Origin of the sequence: Chelatococcus sp. YT9 (assembly GCF_018398315.1) — a bacterium.
GTDB lineage: Bacteria > Pseudomonadota > Alphaproteobacteria > Rhizobiales > Beijerinckiaceae > Chelatococcus.
In genome coordinates this window covers 2,391,164-2,408,874 of sequence record NZ_JAHBRW010000001.1, presented here as the reverse complement: position 1 = coordinate 2,408,874, position 17,711 = coordinate 2,391,164, and the positions used below count along the sequence as shown (strand labels likewise).

Annotated in this window: 16 protein-coding genes; 6 read left to right on the top strand and 10 right to left on the bottom strand. The window is 63.6% G+C overall.

Going from position 1 to position 17,711, the window contains the following annotated elements; translation table 11 throughout:
• Window positions 1–3: 3 nt before the first annotated feature.
• On the top strand, window positions 4–1,305 hold the full coding sequence (locus tag KIO76_RS10945; protein ID WP_213323301.1) for a hemolysin family protein: 1,302 nt from the start codon (window positions 4–6) through the stop codon (window positions 1,303–1,305).
• A 114-nt stretch (window positions 1,306–1,419) separates the two neighbouring features.
• Here the strand turns inward: KIO76_RS10945 and KIO76_RS10940 are convergent, their stop codons facing one another.
• The 3 genes from KIO76_RS10940 to KIO76_RS30940 are packed head-to-tail and all read right to left on the bottom strand — an operon-like array spanning window position 1,420 to window position 4,069.
• A complete protein-coding gene (locus tag KIO76_RS10940; RefSeq protein WP_213323300.1) occupies window positions 1,420–2,802 on the bottom strand; it encodes an ATP-binding protein in 1,383 nt (460 codons plus the stop codon).
• Window positions 2,799–3,515 carry a response regulator gene (locus tag KIO76_RS10935; protein ID WP_213325216.1) on the bottom strand — a complete coding sequence of 239 codons (717 nt, stop codon included), beginning with the start codon at window positions 3,513–3,515 and terminating at the stop codon, window positions 2,799–2,801. The genes KIO76_RS10940 and KIO76_RS10935 overlap by 4 nt, the downstream gene beginning before the upstream one ends.
• A 5-nt stretch (window positions 3,516–3,520) precedes the next feature.
• The gene (locus tag KIO76_RS30940; protein WP_502761883.1) at window positions 3,521–4,069 is read right to left on the bottom strand and encodes a MarR family winged helix-turn-helix transcriptional regulator; all 549 of its coding nucleotides are present in this window, start codon (window positions 4,067–4,069) and stop codon (window positions 3,521–3,523) included.
• Between the two features lie 252 nt (window positions 4,070–4,321).
• Between KIO76_RS30940 and KIO76_RS10925 the strand changes: the two genes are divergently transcribed.
• Window positions 4,322–5,212, top strand: coding sequence for a branched-chain amino acid aminotransferase (locus KIO76_RS10925; protein ID WP_213323299.1), 891 nt, complete (start codon window positions 4,322–4,324; stop codon window positions 5,210–5,212).
• Between the two features lie 317 nt (window positions 5,213–5,529).
• Here KIO76_RS10925 and KIO76_RS10920 read toward each other — a convergent pair whose 3' ends face one another.
• From KIO76_RS10920 to KIO76_RS10890, 7 genes are all read right to left on the bottom strand, one after another.
• Window positions 5,530–6,969, bottom strand: coding sequence for an MATE family efflux transporter (locus KIO76_RS10920; RefSeq protein ID WP_502761882.1), 1,440 nt, complete (start codon window positions 6,967–6,969; stop codon window positions 5,530–5,532).
• Between the two features lie 268 nt (window positions 6,970–7,237).
• Window positions 7,238–7,714 (bottom strand): molybdenum cofactor biosynthesis protein MoaE, encoded by a 477-nt coding sequence (locus tag KIO76_RS10915; protein ID WP_213323298.1) that lies wholly within the window; start codon window positions 7,712–7,714, stop codon window positions 7,238–7,240.
• A gap of 2 nt (window positions 7,715–7,716) precedes the next feature.
• The gene (moaD, locus tag KIO76_RS10910) at window positions 7,717–7,968 is read right to left on the bottom strand and encodes a molybdopterin converting factor subunit 1 (RefSeq protein WP_213325213.1); all 252 of its coding nucleotides are present in this window, start codon (window positions 7,966–7,968) and stop codon (window positions 7,717–7,719) included.
• A gap of 124 nt (window positions 7,969–8,092) precedes the next feature.
• Window positions 8,093–8,671 (bottom strand): CDP-diacylglycerol--glycerol-3-phosphate 3-phosphatidyltransferase, encoded by a 579-nt coding sequence (pgsA, locus tag KIO76_RS10905; protein WP_213325212.1) that lies wholly within the window; start codon window positions 8,669–8,671, stop codon window positions 8,093–8,095.
• 89 nt (window positions 8,672–8,760) lie between these two features.
• Window positions 8,761–10,965, bottom strand: a complete 2,205-nt coding sequence (gene uvrC, locus KIO76_RS10900) for an excinuclease ABC subunit UvrC (protein WP_502761849.1) — start codon at window positions 10,963–10,965, stop codon at window positions 8,761–8,763.
• Between the two features lie 99 nt (window positions 10,966–11,064).
• Complete coding sequence (locus KIO76_RS10895) at window positions 11,065–11,622, bottom strand: P-loop NTPase family protein (protein WP_213323297.1); 558 nt, start codon at window positions 11,620–11,622, stop codon at window positions 11,065–11,067.
• 6 nt (window positions 11,623–11,628) lie between these two features.
• Window positions 11,629–13,713 (bottom strand): mechanosensitive ion channel family protein, encoded by a 2,085-nt coding sequence (locus tag KIO76_RS10890; RefSeq protein WP_213323296.1) that lies wholly within the window; start codon window positions 13,711–13,713, stop codon window positions 11,629–11,631.
• A 258-nt stretch (window positions 13,714–13,971) separates the two neighbouring features.
• On the opposite strand from KIO76_RS10890, the gene KIO76_RS10885 reads away from it, so the two are divergent.
• From KIO76_RS10885 to pth, 4 genes are all read left to right on the top strand, one after another.
• Complete coding sequence (locus tag KIO76_RS10885) at window positions 13,972–14,661, top strand: hypothetical protein (protein WP_213323295.1); 690 nt, start codon at window positions 13,972–13,974, stop codon at window positions 14,659–14,661.
• A 211-nt stretch (window positions 14,662–14,872) separates the two neighbouring features.
• Window positions 14,873–15,817: a ribose-phosphate pyrophosphokinase gene (locus KIO76_RS10880; protein ID WP_213325210.1), complete on the top strand. Its 945-nt coding sequence runs from the start codon at window positions 14,873–14,875 to the stop codon at window positions 15,815–15,817.
• Between the two features lie 485 nt (window positions 15,818–16,302).
• On the top strand, window positions 16,303–16,914 hold the full coding sequence (locus tag KIO76_RS10875) for a 50S ribosomal protein L25/general stress protein Ctc (protein WP_213323294.1): 612 nt from the start codon (window positions 16,303–16,305) through the stop codon (window positions 16,912–16,914).
• 177 nt (window positions 16,915–17,091) lie between these two features.
• Window positions 17,092–17,709, top strand: coding sequence for an aminoacyl-tRNA hydrolase (gene pth / locus KIO76_RS10870; protein ID WP_213323293.1), 618 nt, complete (start codon window positions 17,092–17,094; stop codon window positions 17,707–17,709).
• The last annotated feature ends 2 nt before the right edge of the window (window positions 17,710–17,711 follow it).

The following is a 17,711-nucleotide window of genomic DNA, read 5'->3' as shown; positions in this document are numbered from 1 at the left end:
GCCATGGTGACATTCGAACTTTTGGTTGTCGCCGTTCTCATTGTGCTGAACGGCGTTCTGGCGATGTCTGAGCTCGCCGTCGTTTCGTCGCGCATCCCGCGACTGAAGGCTCTTGCGGCGTCAGGCCGCAAGGGGGCCAATGCGGCGCTCAAGCTGGCTTCTGACCCCGGCCGCTTTCTCTCCACCGTGCAGATCGGGATAAGCCTCATCGGCGTGCTCGCAGGTGCCTTTTCCGGCGCGACCCTCGCGACCCGGCTGACGGCGGTCCTCGAAGATCAGGGCGTATCGTCCCGTCTAGCCGACCCGCTGGCCTTCGGGCTCGTTGTCGGCGCAATCACCTATCTCTCGCTCATTATCGGCGAACTGGTGCCCAAGCAGCTGGCGCTACGCAACCCGGAGGCGATGGCTTCGTCCATCGCGCCGACGATGGTGCTGCTCTCCCGGCTATGCGCGCCGCTGGTCTATGTCCTCTATATCTCGCAGGATACCATCCTGCGCCTCCTCGGCGCACGAGGCGAGCGGGCTTCCAACGTCACCGACGAAGAGATCAAGACACTGGTCGCCGAGGCCGAAACCGCTGGCGTGCTCGACCCCGAGGAACGGCGAATGATTGCGGGCGTCATGCGCCTCGCCGATCGTTCAATCGCGGCGATCATGACACCGCGGCCTGATGTGGACTGGATTGACCTTGCGGACGATGAGGAAACGATTCGTCGCACCGTGCTCGACAGTCGCCGCTCGCGCCTGCCCGCCATGGACGAGGAGGGTATCCCCGTCGGCGTCATCCAGGCCAAGGACATGCTTAACATGCTGTTGTCGGGCGAGCCGCTGAACGTGCGCGATCTCGTGCGCGAGGCGCCCGTCGTCATCGACACCTTCGGCGCCCTCGCCGCGCTGGAGCGGCTGCGCACCTCACAAGTGCCCATGGCGCTGGTGCATGATGAATACGGAAACTTCGAGGGCATCGTCACCCCGGCGGATTTGCTCTCGGGCATTGCCGGCACCTTTCACCAGGGTGAGGATGAGGGCGAGGAGCCCGGGATTGTCGAGCGTGGTGATGGCTCGTTCCTGATCGGCGGCTCGCTGCCGGCAGACGAATTGGCTGATCTCCTCAATCTGCAGCTCGACCCGGACCGGGACTATCACACCGTGGCGGGCTTCGTGCTCTCGGTATTGAAAAGCCTGCCTCAGGTCGGCGAAGCTTTTGAATGGCAGGGGTGGCGCTTTGAGATCATGGATCTCGACGGCCCCCGCATCGACAAGGTGCTGGTGGCACGCGCGCCGCTCACGCATCGCCGAGGTTAAGCTGGAGCATGACACATTCCGGGCGTCGTATGAGCAACGCGCCCGCAATGACGAGGTGGCTCGCCGCGAAATGGAACACGCTTCCAATCCACCAGGGGACGCAGCCTAGCGGCCCTATACGGGCAGCCGAACCAAAGCCCTGAGACCGCCAAGCGGGCTGTCGGCAAGCGTGACGTCACCACCATGCGATCGTGCGATGTCGCGTACGATCGCAAGCCCGAGCCCCGTCCCGCCCTCATCCAGGTTGCGGGCCTCATCCAGCCGGACGAACGGCTTGAAGACCTCCTCACGTTGGTCCACTGGCACACCCGGTCCGTCATCATCGACTGTGAGGACAAGCCAGCGCCCCTCCACCACCGCCCGCACTTCCACCACCACGCTGTGACGGAGCGCATTGGTGATCAGGTTGACGAGAAGCCGCCGGAAAGCATCCGGCCGCACGGTCACGACGAGCGGTCCGCTCACCTCGACCGTCACCTCCTCACCCTGGCGCTCGAGGTCGCTGCGAACCGACTGCAGGGTTTCGACGATATCGGTCGGGACTGCCTGCTCGCCGGTATCGCCTCGGGCGAAGGCAAGATAGGCCTCCAGCATGCGGGCCATTTCGTCCACATCTGCCCGCAACGCGTCGAGCTCCGCGCTGTCCTCGACGAACGTCAGCGACAATTTGAACCGGGTGAGAATGGTGCGCAGGTCATGGCTGACGCCATTCAGCATGGTGGTGCGCTGCTCCATCGTGCGCTCGATGCGCCGGCGCATTTCGATGAACGCCTGCCCAGCGCGGCGGATTTCGCGCGCGCCTCGCGGCATGAACGTGACATCGCGGCCTTTGCCGAAACTCTCCGCGGCGTTGGCGAGGCGCAGGATCGGCTTGATCTGATTGCGCAGGAACAGGATGGCTATCAGCAGCAGCACCATGGAGGTGCCGAGCATCCATATCAGAAAGATATGGGAATTTGACGCATAGGCCAGGCTGCGCCTTGCGATGACCCGCATGACCTTGTTGTCGAGCTTGATGCGGATCTCGATGAGATTGGAGCGTCCAACCGTATCGATCCAGAAGGGTCGCCCGATCTGCTTGCGGATCTCATCCGAAAGGACGCCATCAAGGATCGAGAAGAACGGCTTGGGCCCCGGCGGCGGCAAGTCCGTGCCGGGCAGAAAGTCGATGTCGAGCCCGAGCCGGTCGCTGGCGATATTGCTCAGCGTCGTCGCGTCGGCATCCTGCGGATAGCTCTCGTAGACGTCTATGATTGCCGCGATATCGCTGGTCACCGCCGAGGACAGGCGCCGCGTCACCAACTGCCAGTGCCGCTCCATGAACACATAGGCGACGACCGACTGGAGAATGATGAAAGGTGCGATGATAATGATCAGCGTGCGCGCATAGAGCCCTTTTGGCAGCAGACTGCCGACGCGGCGCGCGAAACGGTCGAACAGAGCGCTTGGGCTACTGATCGCCTTGGTCAGCCCGCCGTGGCTCAACCAGTTGGTCATCCGTCGACAAGCAGCCTATAGCCGATGCCGCGCACGGTCTGGAGATAGGCGGGATTTGCCGGGTCACGCTCCACCTTGCGCCGCAGCCTGTTCATCTGGACATCGACGGTGCGCTCGCTTGCCGCACCGCCATGGCCCGCGAGCTCTTCCCGGGGCACATGCTCTCCCGCCCGATTGGCGAGAATGGTCAGGATCTCGCGCTCCCTGTCGGTGATCCGGACGATCTCGCCGTTGCACCTGAGCTCACCGCGATCGAGACGGAACAGAAAATCGCCAAAGCGCACAGCCTCTCGCTGCGGTCCGGCGTCCGCGGCCTCGTTGGACAGCCGTCGCAGGACGTTCCCGATACGCAGCAGCAGCTCGCGTGGCTCGAAGGGCTTCGACAGATAGTCGTCGGCGCCGATCTCAAGGCCTTCCACCCGGTCGGCGGACTCGGTGCGAGCCGTCAGCATGATGATAGGCACGTCGGAGCCGTTTCTGAGCCGCCGCGCAAAATCGAAACCGTTTTCGCCGGGCATCATGATATCGAGGATCAGGAGATCGAAGATCATGTGGCCGAGCATGCCCTCGGCCTCGGCAGCTGACGCCGCGGCGGTCACGCGGTATCCGTTCTGGTTCAGAAAGCGCGCCAGCAGCTGCCGCAGACGCCGGTCATCATCGACAACAAGCAGATGCGGCGCGTCATCCACCAGTTCCACCTGTGCGAGATCCATGCGGGTCACGACGGCCGCCCTGCTCCCTTCCAAACCAAACGCGCGACGTGGGCGCTGTCATCCGGATCGATCATGGCGAACAGGAAATCGAGCACCGCTTCACGCGCCGCAGCGTCGCATTTTGAAAGGGCCCGGGCAATGCGTTCCTGCTGCACAGCCGACATGGCCAGCGACAGCGCCTCCCCTTTCTCCGTCAGATACAGCAGGCGTTGACGACGGTCCGTCACGCCGGCGCGCTGCTCCACGAAACCGTCGCGTATCAATTCCTTGAGGACCCGGTTGAGGCTCTGCTTGGTGATACGCAGGATATCCAGAAGCTCGGCGACATTGAGGCCGGCCTGACGCCCTACGAAGTGCAGAATGCGATGGTGAGCCCGCCCGAACCCATAGGAGTTGAGCATGCGATCCGGATCGCTCACAAAGTCGCGATAGGCGAAGAAAAAGAGTTCGATGATCTCGTAATCGGGGGACACGCGGTCTTGGGCAGCGGCCGCACCGGCTGTCTCCCCTCCAAGGCGAGGGCCCGAGGGTTGTTGCGCCTCGACGGACGGCAGGTCCCGGGCTTCCTCTTCAGCATGATTGACGTCTGCCTCGGCAGGCCGTCGAGCCGCGGTTCGCGTACGCAGTTGCGTCACCCGGCACTCCTATTTTTATGTCAGCCTTATTGACATATCTCAGGCAGATTGTTACTCGTCAAGCGTCATCCGCGAAACGAAAGAACCCTAACGGGTCGATGCACGCTATGTTTAAGTCCCAATCATAAGCACATCGTAAGCTCGCGGGGACTTGCCAAGGAGATTTTTCAAATGTCTGCCACCCCCTTCGATCAGCGAGAAGGATCCATCTGGTACGATGGTGCCTTGATTCCCTGGAAGGACGCCACCTTGCACGTGCTGTCGCATGGCTTGCACTATGCGTCCTGCGTATTCGAGGGTGAGCGGGCCTATGGCGGCGAGATCTTCAAGAGCCGGGAGCATTCCGAACGTCTGCTCCAGTCTGCCAAACTGCTCGATTTCGAGATCCCCTTCACCGCGGAAGAGATCGACGCCGCCAAGGCGCTTGTCGTCAAGACCAATGGCAAGGCTGACGCCTATGTCCGTCCGGTCGCCTGGCGCGGGTCCGAAATGATGGGCGTCTCTGCCCAGCACAACAAGATCCATCTCGCGATCGCGAGCTGGGAATGGCCGAGCTATTTCGATCCGGAAGCCCGCCTCAAGGGCATCCGCCTCGACATGGCTGAGTTCCGGCGCCCTGATCCGGCGACGATCCCCTCGAAGGCGAAAGCTTCGGGCCTCTACATGATCTGCACCATCTCCAAGCATCGGGCCGAGCGCAAGGGCTACGCCGACGCGCTCATGCTGGACTGGCGCGGCCACGTGGCGGAATGCACAGGCGCCAACATCTTCTTCGTGAAGGACGGCGCACTGCACACCCCGACGCCGGACTGCTTCCTGGACGGCATTACCCGCCGCACGGTGATCGAACTCGCCAAGCGCCGCGGCATTGCGGTCAACGAACGCACCATCCTGCCGGAAGAACTGGCCAGCTTCAGCGAGTGCTTCATCTGCGGAACTGCCGCCGAGGTGACACCGGTCGGCGAGATCGGCGCGTACAAGTTCACGCCAGCCGCCATCACACAGGCGCTTGCCGATGACTACACCCGCGAGGTGCAGCCGAAGGCCAAAGCCGCAGCCTGATAAGAACGGTTGATTCTCTGTCTATAGCGAAGGGGGCCGGTCTGCGAAGACCGGCCCCTTCCGTTTGAGATCAAGCGACGGTCATGCCAGGCAAGCCGCCAGGAAACCGCCAGTGCCGATCCCTCCCCTTCAGGGAGGGTGGCCTCGCGCCAGCGAGGTCGGGTGGGGCACTCGGCCGAAGGGATGCTCCATCGCTATCCAGCTGTTGCGTCTTCCGACGGGCAGCTCCCAGCCGCCCCACCCTCGCCTGAACGGGAGGGACCAGCGCGGCGTCCAAGAAAACCCCGACAGCCTGACCAAAAACCCCGCGCCACACCTCACGGATGCGCGGCGGCAAGGTCCAGCGGCGCCTGCGCCTTGATTCTCGTCGGAACGAGGCCGATGCGGTCACGGCGCAGCCAACGCCACATCAATAGCAGGGCGACAACCCCGAGCCCGGTTGCGAGCCCGGTCCAGATGCCCGCGCCCCGCCAGCCGAGCGGGAAGGCGAGCACCGCCCCAAGGGGAAGGCCAATGATCCAGTAGCCTGTCGCGGCAATGAGCATCGGCACGCGCGTATCATGCAGACCGCGCAACATGCCGATCAGCACCGCCTGCCCGCCGTCTGCCGCCTGGAACAACGCCGCGAAGGCAAGGAACAACACGGCGAAGCCGATCACCTGGGCGTTCGCCGGATCCGCTGTATCGAGAAATGCACTGATCAGCAGCTGCGGTAGCAGGATCATCACCGACGCCGTCACCGCCATGAAACTCATGCAGATCACGAAGGCCATCCAGCCCGCGCGACGGATGGCCTCCGGATCACGGGCGCCATAACCACGCCCGACACGCACGGTCGCGGCCTGCCCCACTCCAAGCGGCACCATGAAGGCGAGCGAGGCGATCTGCATCGCGATGGCATGGGCGGCCAGTTCCGAAGAGCTGAGCAGCCCCATCAGGAAGGCAGCCGCATTGAAGATGGTTACTTCCAGCGTGATCGTCGCTGCAATGGGCAGGCCAAGCCTCCAGAAGGCGACCAGCCGCGGCCAGTCCGCCCGCCACCAGTGGCCGAAGAGATGATACCGACGGAACCGACGATCGGTCACGATCACCACGGCTAGCCCCGCAAAGAGCAAGGTGCTCGAAAGGGACGTGGCAATGCCCGACCCTGGCAGGCCCAGCGCGGGGAAGCCAAGCTTGCCGAACATCAGGCACCAGTTCGCCATTGCATTGAAGAGGATCGCGACAAGCCCGATTGCGAGCGGCCACAAGGGACGCTCCAGCGCCGAAACGAAGGACCGCAGGACGAGATAAAGCAGGAACGGCAGGATGCTCCACTGCAACGTCCTGAGATAGCTACCCGCCGCGGCGGCGAGCCCCCTCTCCTGGCCGAAGGCGAGCAGGATCGCCTCGCCGTACCAGAGGACTGCCCAAGCCGGCAGTGAGATGATGGCGGCCGACCAGAACCCCTGCCTGACTGTCCGCCTCACGTCGCGCACGGAATGCCGATGACGGCCAAGCTCGCTCGCGACCATCGGCGCCGTGGCCGTGACGAGACCGATGCAAAAGATCAGCACCGCGAAATAGAGATTGGCGGCGAGAGCGCCCGCCGCGAGCGCCTGCGGCCCAATACGGCCCATCATGATCACGTCCGTCGTGGTCATGGCCGTTTGGGCGACATTGGTGAGGATCAGCGGCCAGCCCAGGGCTGCCATGGCGCGCGCCTCGGCGCGCCATGCACGCCACATGGCGGTCCTGTTCGGCACAGTCGTACTCATGCCGCCGTTGTACGCGACATCAGCAGATGCCGCCATATTGTGCACTCATGAGTTATTCTGATGGGTGCCACAACGCATTTTGATTATTTATGCGGCAACCAGTGCCTATGCGTCGTCAATGCCAGACAATTCAGCCATGCGTTCCGGAATGGCCCGCAGGCAATATTGTCATCACCACGCTTGTCCCGGTGATCGCGAGGGAAAGATGCCCCAAGGCATCGGGACGGCCGGGACGAGCCAGACTAGAGTAAGGGAAAGCACTTAATCTCTATTCCACTGACCGCCAGCGGTCGGTTGCTTGGTCATCGCTGGCGCGCGCCCCAACCCAGGTCTCCGCGCCATCGATGCGATGCTCCTTCTTCCAGAAGGGCGCCGACGTCTTGAGATAATCCATCAGGAAGGACGCTGCCTCGAAAGCGGCTTGGCGGTGAATGGATGCGGTCACGACGGCCACGATCATTTCGCCGGGGCGTATCGGACCGAAGCGATGGACCACGGCGAGGCCGACGAGGGGCCAGCGCTTGGCGGCCTCCTCCACGAGCCGGCCGATCTCCTCCTCGGCCATGCCGGGATAGTGTTCAAGCTCCAATACCGCCAGTGCGCCGTTCTCGTCACGGCACAGGCCAGTGAAAGTGACCACCGCGCCGATATCTGTACGACCCGTCGTCAGCTGGGCAGCGATGGCGCTGGGATCGAACGGCTCCCGCTGGACCTGGACAATGATGGAGGCGCCCGCTGTAGTCATCGTCAGCCGCCTGTCATCGGAGGAAAGAAGGCGATCTCGCGTGCGCCGGCCAGCGGTGTGTCAGGGCGACAGTGGCGGCGGTCGACGGCGGCGCGCACGATATCCGGCTGGGCGAAGGCCGACGCGTATCCTTCGCCGCGTGTACGCAACCACGACACCAGATCACCGATCGTCTTTATGCCAGGGGCGAGAACGATCATCTCCTCACCTCGCCCGATACGCTCGCGCAGCCACGCGAAATAAATCAGCTTCACCTCGGCCATCGGTCATATCCTGACAGGGCCGCATGGGCCAACGACGATAAGTTATGTAGTGCCGCTGTGAGCGGACCGAAACAAGCCCCACCCTTGATTCTTCAGCCACTCCTCGCCAAGCCCTCTACTCCTGGTCGATAAGATGCCGCAAGCCGGCACGGAAATAGTCGAAGCCCGTATAAAGCGTCAGCAGGGCGGCAACCCAGAGGAGCACCAGACCGATCTGCGTCGTCCCGCCCATCACACGATCGCCGGCAGGGCCCGCCACGAGAAAACCGACAGCGAGAAGCTGCAGGGTAGTCTTCCATTTGGCGACTTTGGTTACCGGCACGCTCACCTGCAGTTCCGCCAGAAACTCCCTGAGGCCCGACACGAGGATCTCGCGGCAGAGAATGATGATGGCTGCCCAGAGCGACCAGCTGCGGATGGTCCCGTCCGCCACCAGCATCAGCAGGCTCGCCGCCACCAGCAGCTTGTCGGCAATGGGGTCAAGCATTCGTCCGATTGCCGATTGCTGCGACCAGGCCCGGGCCAGGTAGCCATCGAAATAATCGGTGATCGCGGCTGCGACGAAGATGAAGAACGCGCCCCACCGCAGAACGGTGTCATGTGGCCAGAAAAGGCAGATCACCAGAGCCGGAACAGCAAGTACCCGACCATAGGTCAGGATGTTGGGCAGGCTGAACGTACGTGCGCGTCGCATCGAAAGACCGGGCAAATCACTGCTCCCGGAAGAACCATGAGTATCTGCTGCGGTCAACGGCTTCGGAGAAATTCCATCGACCATGCTATTCAGCCCTGATTCTCGTGAAAGAACTCATAAATAGTTCGTGCGGTCGCTGCATTGATGCCCGGCGCCCGTTGCAGATCTTCCAGCGAGGCGCGTGACACCGCCTTGGCGGTGCCAAAATGCAGGAGCAGGGCCCGCTTGCGCGAGGGACCGATGCCCGTGATCTCGTCAAGCGGATTCTTCGTAAAGGCGCGCTTGCGCTTCGCACGGTGGGTACCGATCGCGAAGCGGTGCGCCTCGTCCCGCAGACGCTGGATGAAATAGAGCGCGGGATCACGCGGCGCGAGCTTGAACGGTGCCCGCTCGGCCATCACGAAGGTCTCCCGCCCCGCGTCGCGATCCGCGCCCTTGGCGACGCCAACCAGCGGCACGTCTGTGATGCCGATCTCGGCGAGCGCCGCCCGCGCCGCTTCGAGCTGCCCGCGCCCACCGTCGATCAGGACGAGGTCAGGCCAGGCCGGGAAGCTGTCATCATCCAGAAGATCGTCGTCTGGCTCAGCGTCCAGCTCGGCCTCGAGCGTGGCCTCCGCTCCCTCCGGAAGGGAGGATGACTGTCGCGACGGGGCTGCCAGAGGCATCTCCCCGATCCCCCCGCCGGCCCCGACGAGAGGCAGAGCCATATCTTCCGGCGCAACGGCACTTGCCGGCGACAGGTCTGCGCCGCCTCGCGGCGCCTCCTTGAGGAGGCGAGCAAATCGGCGGCTCAGGACTTCCCGCATCATCCCAAAGTCATCCCCGGGCGTGAGATCCTCGGAACGGATATTGAAGGTGCGATAATGCGTCTTCATGAACCCTTGGCGTCCGGCGACGATCATCGCGCCGACCGCATTGGTCCCCATGATATGCGAGTTGTCGTAGACCTCGATGCGACGTGGCGGCGCGGCGAGGCCGAAGGCCTTGGCAAGCCCACCCAGAAGCTTCTCCTGTGAGGCACTGTCCGCCAATCGGCGGGCCAGCGCCTCCTTTGCATTCTTGAGCGCGTGCTCCACGAGGTCGCGCTTCTCGCCCCGGCGCGGCGTCGCGACTTCGACCCGACCGCTCCGCTGGGTGGAAAGTGCCTCCGCCAGCAGTCCCTGCTCGGGCAGGTCGTGGGACAGCAACACGAGCCGCGGACAAGGCTTGTCATCGTAGAACTGGGCAATGAAGGATGAGAGTACCTCGTCCGGGGTCAAACCTGCATCTGCCTTGGGAAAATAGGCCCGATTGCCCCAGTTCTGATAGTTCCGGAAAAAGAAGACCTGCACGCAGAACTGTCCAGCCTGAAGATCGATGGCGAAGACATCCGCTTCCTCCACGGACTGCGGATTGACGTCCTGGGTTGCTTGCACCGCCGACAGCGCCGCGAGACGATCGCGGTAGCGGGCAGCCCGCTCGAACTCCAGCTCCTCGGAAGCATGCTGCATCTCCGCCGCGAGAGCCTTCTTCACGGCGGTCGAGCGCCCGGACAGGAAGGCGCGTGCCTCCGCGACGAGCCCCGCGTAGTCGTCCAGGTCGATCTCGCCGGTGCACGGCGCCGAGCACCGCTTGATCTGGAACAGGAGGCAGGGGCGGCTTCGGTTCTCGTAGTAGCTGTCGGTGCAGGTGCGCAGCAGGAAGGCGCGCTGCAGGGCATTCACGGTGCGCGTCACGGCGCCGGCGCTTGCAAACGGACCGTAATAGTCCCCCTTGCGGTTGCGCGCGCCACGATGCTTCACGAGTTGCGGCGCGGGATGGTCGCCTGTCAAAAGGATATAGGGAAACGACTTGTCGTCCCTGAGCAGCACGTTGTAGCGCGGGCGCAGCTGCTTGATGAGATTGGCCTCGAGCAGCAGCGCCTCGGTTTCCGTCTGGGTGACGACGAATTCCATCGCCGCCGTCTCGGCAATCATGCGCGCGGTGCGGTTGCCGCCATGGCCGATGCCCTTGATGTAGGAGGCGATGCGCTTCTTGATATGTCTGGCCTTGCCGACATACAGCACGTCACCATCCGCATCGATCATGCGATAGACGCCGGGACTATTGGGAGCAGTCTGCCAGAAATCGCGAATGACCATCGCGCCCGCACGCAGTGAGGCAGGCGCCTTTTCAGCGAAGTCGAAGTCGATGTTCGACGTGACATCACCGGCATCCTCGCCAGCAACGCCCTCACCCGTCGTCAGCGATGCCGGCACGACCGGTGCCTTGTTTTCCTCATTCCGCTCGTCGTCGCGTCCCGTCACCATGCGCATGACGTGACCCCGGCAGCGTCCGAGGTCAAGGGGACTGCAGCGATCAACCCCACATCTCGATGCATTTCACGCCGGCTGATCCCGGGTGACGCTTTCGCGTCACAGGCTGGCCACAGCCTGGCGCGTGGCAGGCAACGTTTCGAGATAAGCCGCGATATCAGCTCTGTTGTGAAGGCGCGTGACGGAAACCGAGGGCCCGACCGCTTTCAGATGGGCTTCGATGCGCGGGCGAACGTCCCTGTTGAAATTCCAGACGTACCGCAAGAACTCAACATATTCCCGATTCATCTTCTCCTCGCATCCCGCCGGCAGGTCCGGCCGGCGCCCTCCCCGCAGCCCACGCACCAGCACGCGCCACAGGCAGAGGAGCCGGGGCGTTTCCATCCAGATCACCTGGTCAGCCCGCGGTACACGCAGGTCAAAGGTCTGGCGGGAATAGTTGCCCTCGGAGATCCAGGCATCACCCGCGAGCGCAGCCGCCACCCGCGCCCGGAACGCCGTGTCATCCGGTTGAGTCCAACCGGGCTCCCAGAACAGCACGTCGAGATGAATCACGGGCAGGCCGAGGCGCTCGCCGATCTGCCTGGCGAGCGTCGACTTGCCACTGCCGGCGCTGCCGAGAATGGCGATGCGCCGAGGACGGACCTCATCCTGCATCTGCGCTCACCCGGCGGGGGACGGCGCGGGGGTAAGCGTTGTCGCTGCAGCGCCGGCGGCTTCGAGCGCCTGTTCATGCGGCGCGCCACTCTGCCCCTGCACGACCACGGCATTGGAAGCGAACTCGATGCCGTTGTCGTGGTAAGCTTTGTGAAGGCGCTTGATGGCCTCTCGCTGGATCATGGTCTGCTTGCCGGGTTTGACGGTGAATTTGAAGCGGCAGAGGAGCGCGTTCGGCTCGATATCCGTGACACCCTGCATCTTGAACGGTGCGATGAACTGATCGGCATACTCGGGCATCTCCGCCAGCTCTACCCCGACCTTCTTGGCAAGCTTGCGCGCCTTTTCCATGTCGGTGTCCCGCGCGAGGCGAAGGTTGAACTTGATGGTCGCATAATCGCGGCTGAAGTTCGTGACCGCGCCGAGCTGGCCGTAGGGAATCGTGTGAAACTGGCCGTTCTGATGGCGCACCCGGACAGATCGCAGGGAAAGCTTCTCCACAGTGCCCTTGTGGCTCCCCGCCTGAATATATTCCCCCACCCGGAACGCATCATCCGCCACGAAGAAGACGCCTGAGACGATGTCCTTCACCAGGGTCTGGGAGCCGAATGAAAAGGCGAGACCGAAGATACCTGCCCCCGCGAGCAGCGGCGAGATATTGACGCCGAGATGCGACAGGCCGAGTAGCAACGCTGTCGCGACCACAAGGACGCCGAAAAACCCGCGCACGACCGGCATGATGCTGGACAGACGCGAAGTGGGCTGCCCTGTGCCGGGAAGAAGATCCTCATGGCCCGCGTCCGCCGGCACCGCCACAGGGGGTGGAGCCAGCTTCGTCGCGGACCAGTAGCCGAGAAGCTCATAGGCGATGTGGCCGAGAATAAGCACCGTGACGACCATGATCAAAGCATGGTCGAATCTCAGCCACTCTTCCCAGCTGAAGACACCGAGCACATCCACCAGCCACGAACGCGCCAGCATGACGAGCACGACAGCAGCCGCCACAGGTACGACGACGCGCCGCATGATGTGCAAGAGCGAGAAATGATTCTTGTCGTGGCCGGGGGCGCCATTCGCCGCCCGCTGCGCGATCGCGCGTGAAAGGAGGCGCTCGACGACATAGGTGGCAATCGCCACCTCCATGGCCCAGAACACGATGTTGTAGGCCTGGAACTTCAGCATGCTGAGGCCGATGGTCCAGAGCGCCCAGCCCACGACCACCATGGCCTTCGCCACAATCCCGAGCGTCTTGCGCCAGCCCCGAGCCTGAGCGAAAAACCGCTGCAGCGCCGTCATGGCCCCGATCATGATCAGCGCGCCTACGACGGTACCTGCGGCTTGCGCTGCGACGATGGGCATGCCCACATCTACCATGAGAGGCAGGTATTTCGCTGCGACAAAGCCGGCTGCGAAACACAGCCCCGCACTGCGATATGCCATTCGGGCTCGATGATTATCCGCTACGGCAAGCCGTTGCTCCGGATCAGCCGGCCGCAACAAGATGAGGAACGGCAGCATCCAGATGCGCCACTGCACGGCGGCGAGCCCCAAGCCGACGGCAAAGGTATCGAACAATGTCGGCCCTTGCAGCAAGCGGCGCCCGAAAACACCCACGACGGCAACGGTGATCCCCAGGGCTACAATGTCGAGCAGACCGTGGCGCAATATCGCGCCAGCACTTGGCCCGGCGAAGGTGACGTGCCGCATCCAGCGCCTGATGAGACCACTGATGAGAGGGGGCAGAACAATGACGACGAGAACGACGGCAAGCGCCTTGGAAAGGGTTAGCACCGGATACGTGGCCGTGCCCAGAAGCGCGACCGTGCCCTCCGCCAACCCGCGGGGCGCCGCGGGCAGTGCCGCCAGGACCGTTGCTAGACGGCCACTGATGTCGTCGACCTTCGCCCAAGCCCGGGTAAAGCCGCTGTCCAGCTCGTTGCGAAGCACGTTGCCCGTCGCCGCCTCAGCTTGCGGCGCTTCGGCCGGTGTTGCCGCGTCCGCTACGGATACACCAAGGATCATGCCCACCACGAAAACCGCCAGCACAGACATGGCGAGCCGCCACGGCCTGATGTTGAACGCACGACTCATCGCCAATCCCTCGTGACGGAAGCTGCTTCGTCCCACGCTTTGCTAAGCCTCCGCTTGGGAGAGAAAGCCGGCGGGCGCGGACTGTTGCTCTAAGTTGCGCGTAAGTTGTTTGCGCGCAAGCGTTTCTATCTCTTTCCGGCATCATCATGCGCGGGATGGTAACCAACACCATCGAGTGAACTGGACGTTGCCGTGAGGGCGGCGTAAACGTTAAGAGTCTGTTAAGCGAAAATCAGCGGAACGGAGCGGCGGAAACGTATGACCCAAAAGGCATTGACCTCGCTGCTGATTCCCGGCGGCATCGCAACGCTAACGCTTGCGCTCGGCGCCTGTCAGACCAATCCCACCGCCATGAACGCGCCGCCTGGAATGCCTGTCGCGCTTGAAAGCATCGAGGGAGCGCCTGATCCCGTGAAGTCCGAGCTGTCCAGCGCACTGGCATCGGCCGCGGCGGCACGCAAGGTGGAACTCGTTTCGGGCACGGACGCGCGTTACAGGCTCAGGGGCTATCTCACCGCGTATGATCGCCAGGACGGCTCGACGGAACTTGCGTTCGTCTGGGATGTCTTTGACGGCGACAAGCGCCGCGCCAAGCGGATCGAGGGGACGAGCTTCTCTGTGACCGGATCGGCGGGGCACGCCGGTAAGACGGATGCCGGGACAAGCGATGCCTGGACCTCCGTCGATCAGACAGTCATTAACAAGGTGGCCTCGACAAGCATGAGCGAAGTGGCGGGCTTCCTCGCGACTGACGCGCGCTCCGGCGGCCAGACCTTCGTCACCAGGGCCGCTGCGGTGGAACCAGCTCCCGCTTCCGGCAACTCAGCCACCGTAGTCGCGTCGGCTGGTGACGGTATGCAAACATCGGGTGGTGAGGGATCCGTGGGCCAAGCCGCCTCGATGGGCCAGACGGCGGCGGCAACGACGGCACTCGGCTTCTCTGAGTAAGGCATTCCCGCGCGCGGAGACGCGCCATGCGTGGCAGAATTGTCCCGGCGCCGGCGTCAAGAGCGACAATGGCCGATTTTGAGCGGCGGCCGGTATTGTTCGCCAGCGCTTCGGCTGTTATGAGCCCGCGAGAATGGATTATGTCGGCAGCGTGACATTCGGCATGACAGCCATTTCGCATCGCGCCATCTCACATACGGAAGTCGGCCGCATGAAAGCCTCGATCAAACTTGTCGCGGGCAATGCCAATCGCCCATTGGCGGAGGCCATCTCCTCCTACCTTGAGCTCCCGCTCGGCGCTTGCCAGGTGAAGCGTTTCGCGGACATGGAGATCTTCGTCGAGATCCTCGAGAATGTACGCGGCGAGGATGTATTCGTCGTGCAGCCGACGTCGTTCCCAGCGAACGACCACCTCATGGAACTGCTGATCATTATCGACGCCCTGCGCCGTTCGTCCGCGCGTCGCATCACGGCGGTGCTGCCCTATTTCGGTTATGCGCGCCAGGATCGTCGCGCCGCCGGTCGCACGCCGATCTCGGCCAAGCTCGTCGCTAACATGATCACCCATGCCGGTGCTGACCGCATCCTGACGGTCGACCTGCATGCGGGCCAGATCCAGGGCTTCTTCGACATTCCAACCGACAACCTCTTTGCCGCGCCGGTCATGGTGCGCGACATCAAGGAGCGGCTCGAGCTCGGCAATCTCATGGTCATCTCGCCGGACGTCGGCGGCGTCGTGCGCGCCCGCGCGCTTGCCAAGCGGATCGATGCGCCGCTCGCCATCGTCGACAAGCGCCGCGAGCGGCCGGGCGAATCCGAGGTTATGAACATCATCGGCAACGTCGAGGGACGCACCTGCATCCTGGTCGACGACATCGTCGATTCCGGTGGCACGCTCTGCAACGCGGCTGAAGCGCTGCTCGCCCACGGCGCCCGCGACGTCTATGCCTACTGCACCCACGGGGTTCTCTCAGGTGGCGCTGTGGCACGGATAGCCTCGTCACAGCTGAAGGAAATGGTGATCACCGATTCCATCCTGCCGACCGAGGCGGTGAAGGTGGCGCGCAACATCCGCACCATCACCATCGCCCCGCTGCTCGGCGAAGCCATCGGCCGCACCGCCTCGGAATCGAGCGTCTCCAGCCTGTTCGACTGAGTGGCGCGCACCGCCGCCGAGGCCCCCGGCGCGTCAGCTGCAGTGCGTCTGGCCAAGTTTTCCCCGGGCGCCGCGCTGATCCCTCCCCTCAGGGGAGAGTAGCGTCGTAGGCGCCGGGTGAGGAAGACGGATGCCCTTGTGCTGACCCGGCTGGCGAACGGCGCACTTGCATCGACAGCGGAGCATCGCGCTCGCGCCTCGCCCCACCCGACCTCGCTAGCGCGAGGCCACCCTCCCCTGAGGGGAGGGATCAGCGCTGATCATTCCATGTCATCCCCGGTCGCCGTCCCTGCGGATTTGTCTTCCGGCGCGATCGGCGGTATAAGCCCCGCGCGCCCGCCAGACACCCTTGGAGGCACGGGCGTATAGACTTCGACGTTGGAAAAACCACGGGGTGCCATCGGCGCCCACCGGACGACGTTCAAGGCAACCGCGCATCCTGCGCGGTTCTTTGCATTTCATCCGGTCGTACCAAGGACTAAACCATGACCTCTGTGAAGCAGATCAAGGCCGTGGCGCGCGAACGGGTCGGCAAGGGGGCCGCCCGTGCAGTTCGTCGTCAAGGCCAAGTTCCCGCCGTGATCTACGGCTCCGGACAGCCGCCCGTTTCCATCGCGCTCGACTACAACGAGACGAAGCGGCTGATCTTCGCCGGCCACTTCCTGACCACCCTCTTCGAGATTGAAGTCGGCGGCGACAAGACGCGCGTCATTCCGCGCGACTACCAGCTCGACCCGGTCAAGGACACGCCCCTGCACGTCGATTTCCTGCGTGTGTCCAAGGACGCCACCATCAGCGTGGAAGTGCCGGTGCATTTCGTGAACCAGGAAGCTTCGCCCGGTCTCAAGACCGGTGGCGTGCTCAACGTCGTTCACCACACAATCGAATTGATCGTCCCGGCTGATGCCATTCCTGACGCGGTCGAGATCGATGTCACTGGCCTGGAGATCGGCGCGTCTATCCACCTGGAAGACGTCAAGCTTCCCGCCGGTGCCAAGGCCGCGACCCACGAGAAGGACTTCACCGTGGCGACCATCGCCGCTCCGGCGAAGCTCGAAGTGGCTGAGGATGCCGCGGCCGAGCCGACGGCAGAGTAAGCCTTACGGTCGGGGCCGACGCCGGCTCCGGCCTTTCTATCACGCGGCGCGCCATTGACGCCTTTGTGCCCAATGCAGCTGTGATCTCGCTGGCCTCGCCGATGACGGGGCCTTTTGTCTGTTTCGATGCGGGCTTGCGCCTTAAGGCCGGGTATCGCCCAACCGAGACCTGTCGCCATGCTCCTCTTCGTCGGGCTCGGCAATCCCGGGGACCGCTATCGGCTCAACCGGCACAATGTTGGCTTCCTCGCCATCGAGATGATCGCGTATGTGCATAAGGCCGGGCCGTGGCGACAGCGGTTCGCCAGCCGCGTCGCTGAGGCCGAAATCGCCGGCCAACGCGTGCTTCTGATGGAGCCGCAAACCTTCATGAACGAATCCGGGAGAGCAGTCGGCGAGGCCTCACGCTTTCTCAAGATTCCCCTCGACAAGATCGTGGTGTTCCACGACGAGCTGGATCTCGCGCCCGCGAAGCTGCGCATGAAAACCGGCGGGGGTAGCGCCGGGCACAATGGGCTGCGCTCCATCACCGCCCATGTCGGTAATGACTACCGCCGCGCGCGGATCGGCATCGGCCATCCCGGCAAGGAACTCGTGCTTCCGTATGTGCTCAGCGACTTCGGTCGCGACGAGATGGCGTGGGTCGAAGACCTCACACGGATCATGGCTGACAACGCGGGCCATCTCGCCAAGGGCGAGGACCCGAGCTTTCAGAACAAGGTACACCTCGCCATGGATGGCCGCGGCTGGGGGGATGTAAAACGCGTGGGCGAGCGCGGCGCCGCGAAGGAGTAGGT

What these genes read in the sequence shown, in the direction of transcription:
- KIO76_RS10895 (WP_213323297.1), bottom strand. Translation starts at nt 11,622, where the DNA reads ATGCAGGATGAGGTCCGTCCTCGGCGCATCGCCATTCTCGGCAGCGCC.
- KIO76_RS10880 (WP_213325210.1), top strand. Translation starts at nt 14,873, where the DNA reads ATGAAAGCCTCGATCAAACTTGTCGCGGGCAATGCCAATCGCCCATTG.
- KIO76_RS10935 (WP_213325216.1), bottom strand. Translation starts at nt 3,515, where the DNA reads ATGGATCTCGCACAGGTGGAACTGGTGGATGACGCGCCGCATCTGCTT.
- KIO76_RS10940 (WP_213323300.1), bottom strand. Translation starts at nt 2,802, where the DNA reads ATGACCAACTGGTTGAGCCACGGCGGGCTGACCAAGGCGATCAGTAGC.
- uvrC (WP_502761849.1), bottom strand. Translation starts at nt 10,965, where the DNA reads ATGCGCATGGTGACGGGACGCGACGACGAGCGGAATGAGGAAAACAAG.
- KIO76_RS10890 (WP_213323296.1), bottom strand. Translation starts at nt 13,713, where the DNA reads ATGAGTCGTGCGTTCAACATCAGGCCGTGGCGGCTCGCCATGTCTGTG.
- KIO76_RS10920 (WP_502761882.1), bottom strand. Translation starts at nt 6,969, where the DNA reads ATGAGTACGACTGTGCCGAACAGGACCGCCATGTGGCGTGCATGGCGC.
- KIO76_RS10945 (WP_213323301.1), top strand. Translation starts at nt 4, where the DNA reads ATGGTGACATTCGAACTTTTGGTTGTCGCCGTTCTCATTGTGCTGAAC.
- KIO76_RS10875 (WP_213323294.1), top strand. Translation starts at nt 16,303, where the DNA reads ATGACCTCTGTGAAGCAGATCAAGGCCGTGGCGCGCGAACGGGTCGGC.
- pgsA (WP_213325212.1), bottom strand. Translation starts at nt 8,671, where the DNA reads ATGCGACGCGCACGTACGTTCAGCCTGCCCAACATCCTGACCTATGGT.
- KIO76_RS10925 (WP_213323299.1), top strand. Translation starts at nt 4,322, where the DNA reads ATGTCTGCCACCCCCTTCGATCAGCGAGAAGGATCCATCTGGTACGAT.
- KIO76_RS10885 (WP_213323295.1), top strand. Translation starts at nt 13,972, where the DNA reads ATGACCCAAAAGGCATTGACCTCGCTGCTGATTCCCGGCGGCATCGCA.
- pth (WP_213323293.1), top strand. Translation starts at nt 17,092, where the DNA reads ATGCTCCTCTTCGTCGGGCTCGGCAATCCCGGGGACCGCTATCGGCTC.
- KIO76_RS10915 (WP_213323298.1), bottom strand. Translation starts at nt 7,714, where the DNA reads ATGACTACAGCGGGCGCCTCCATCATTGTCCAGGTCCAGCGGGAGCCG.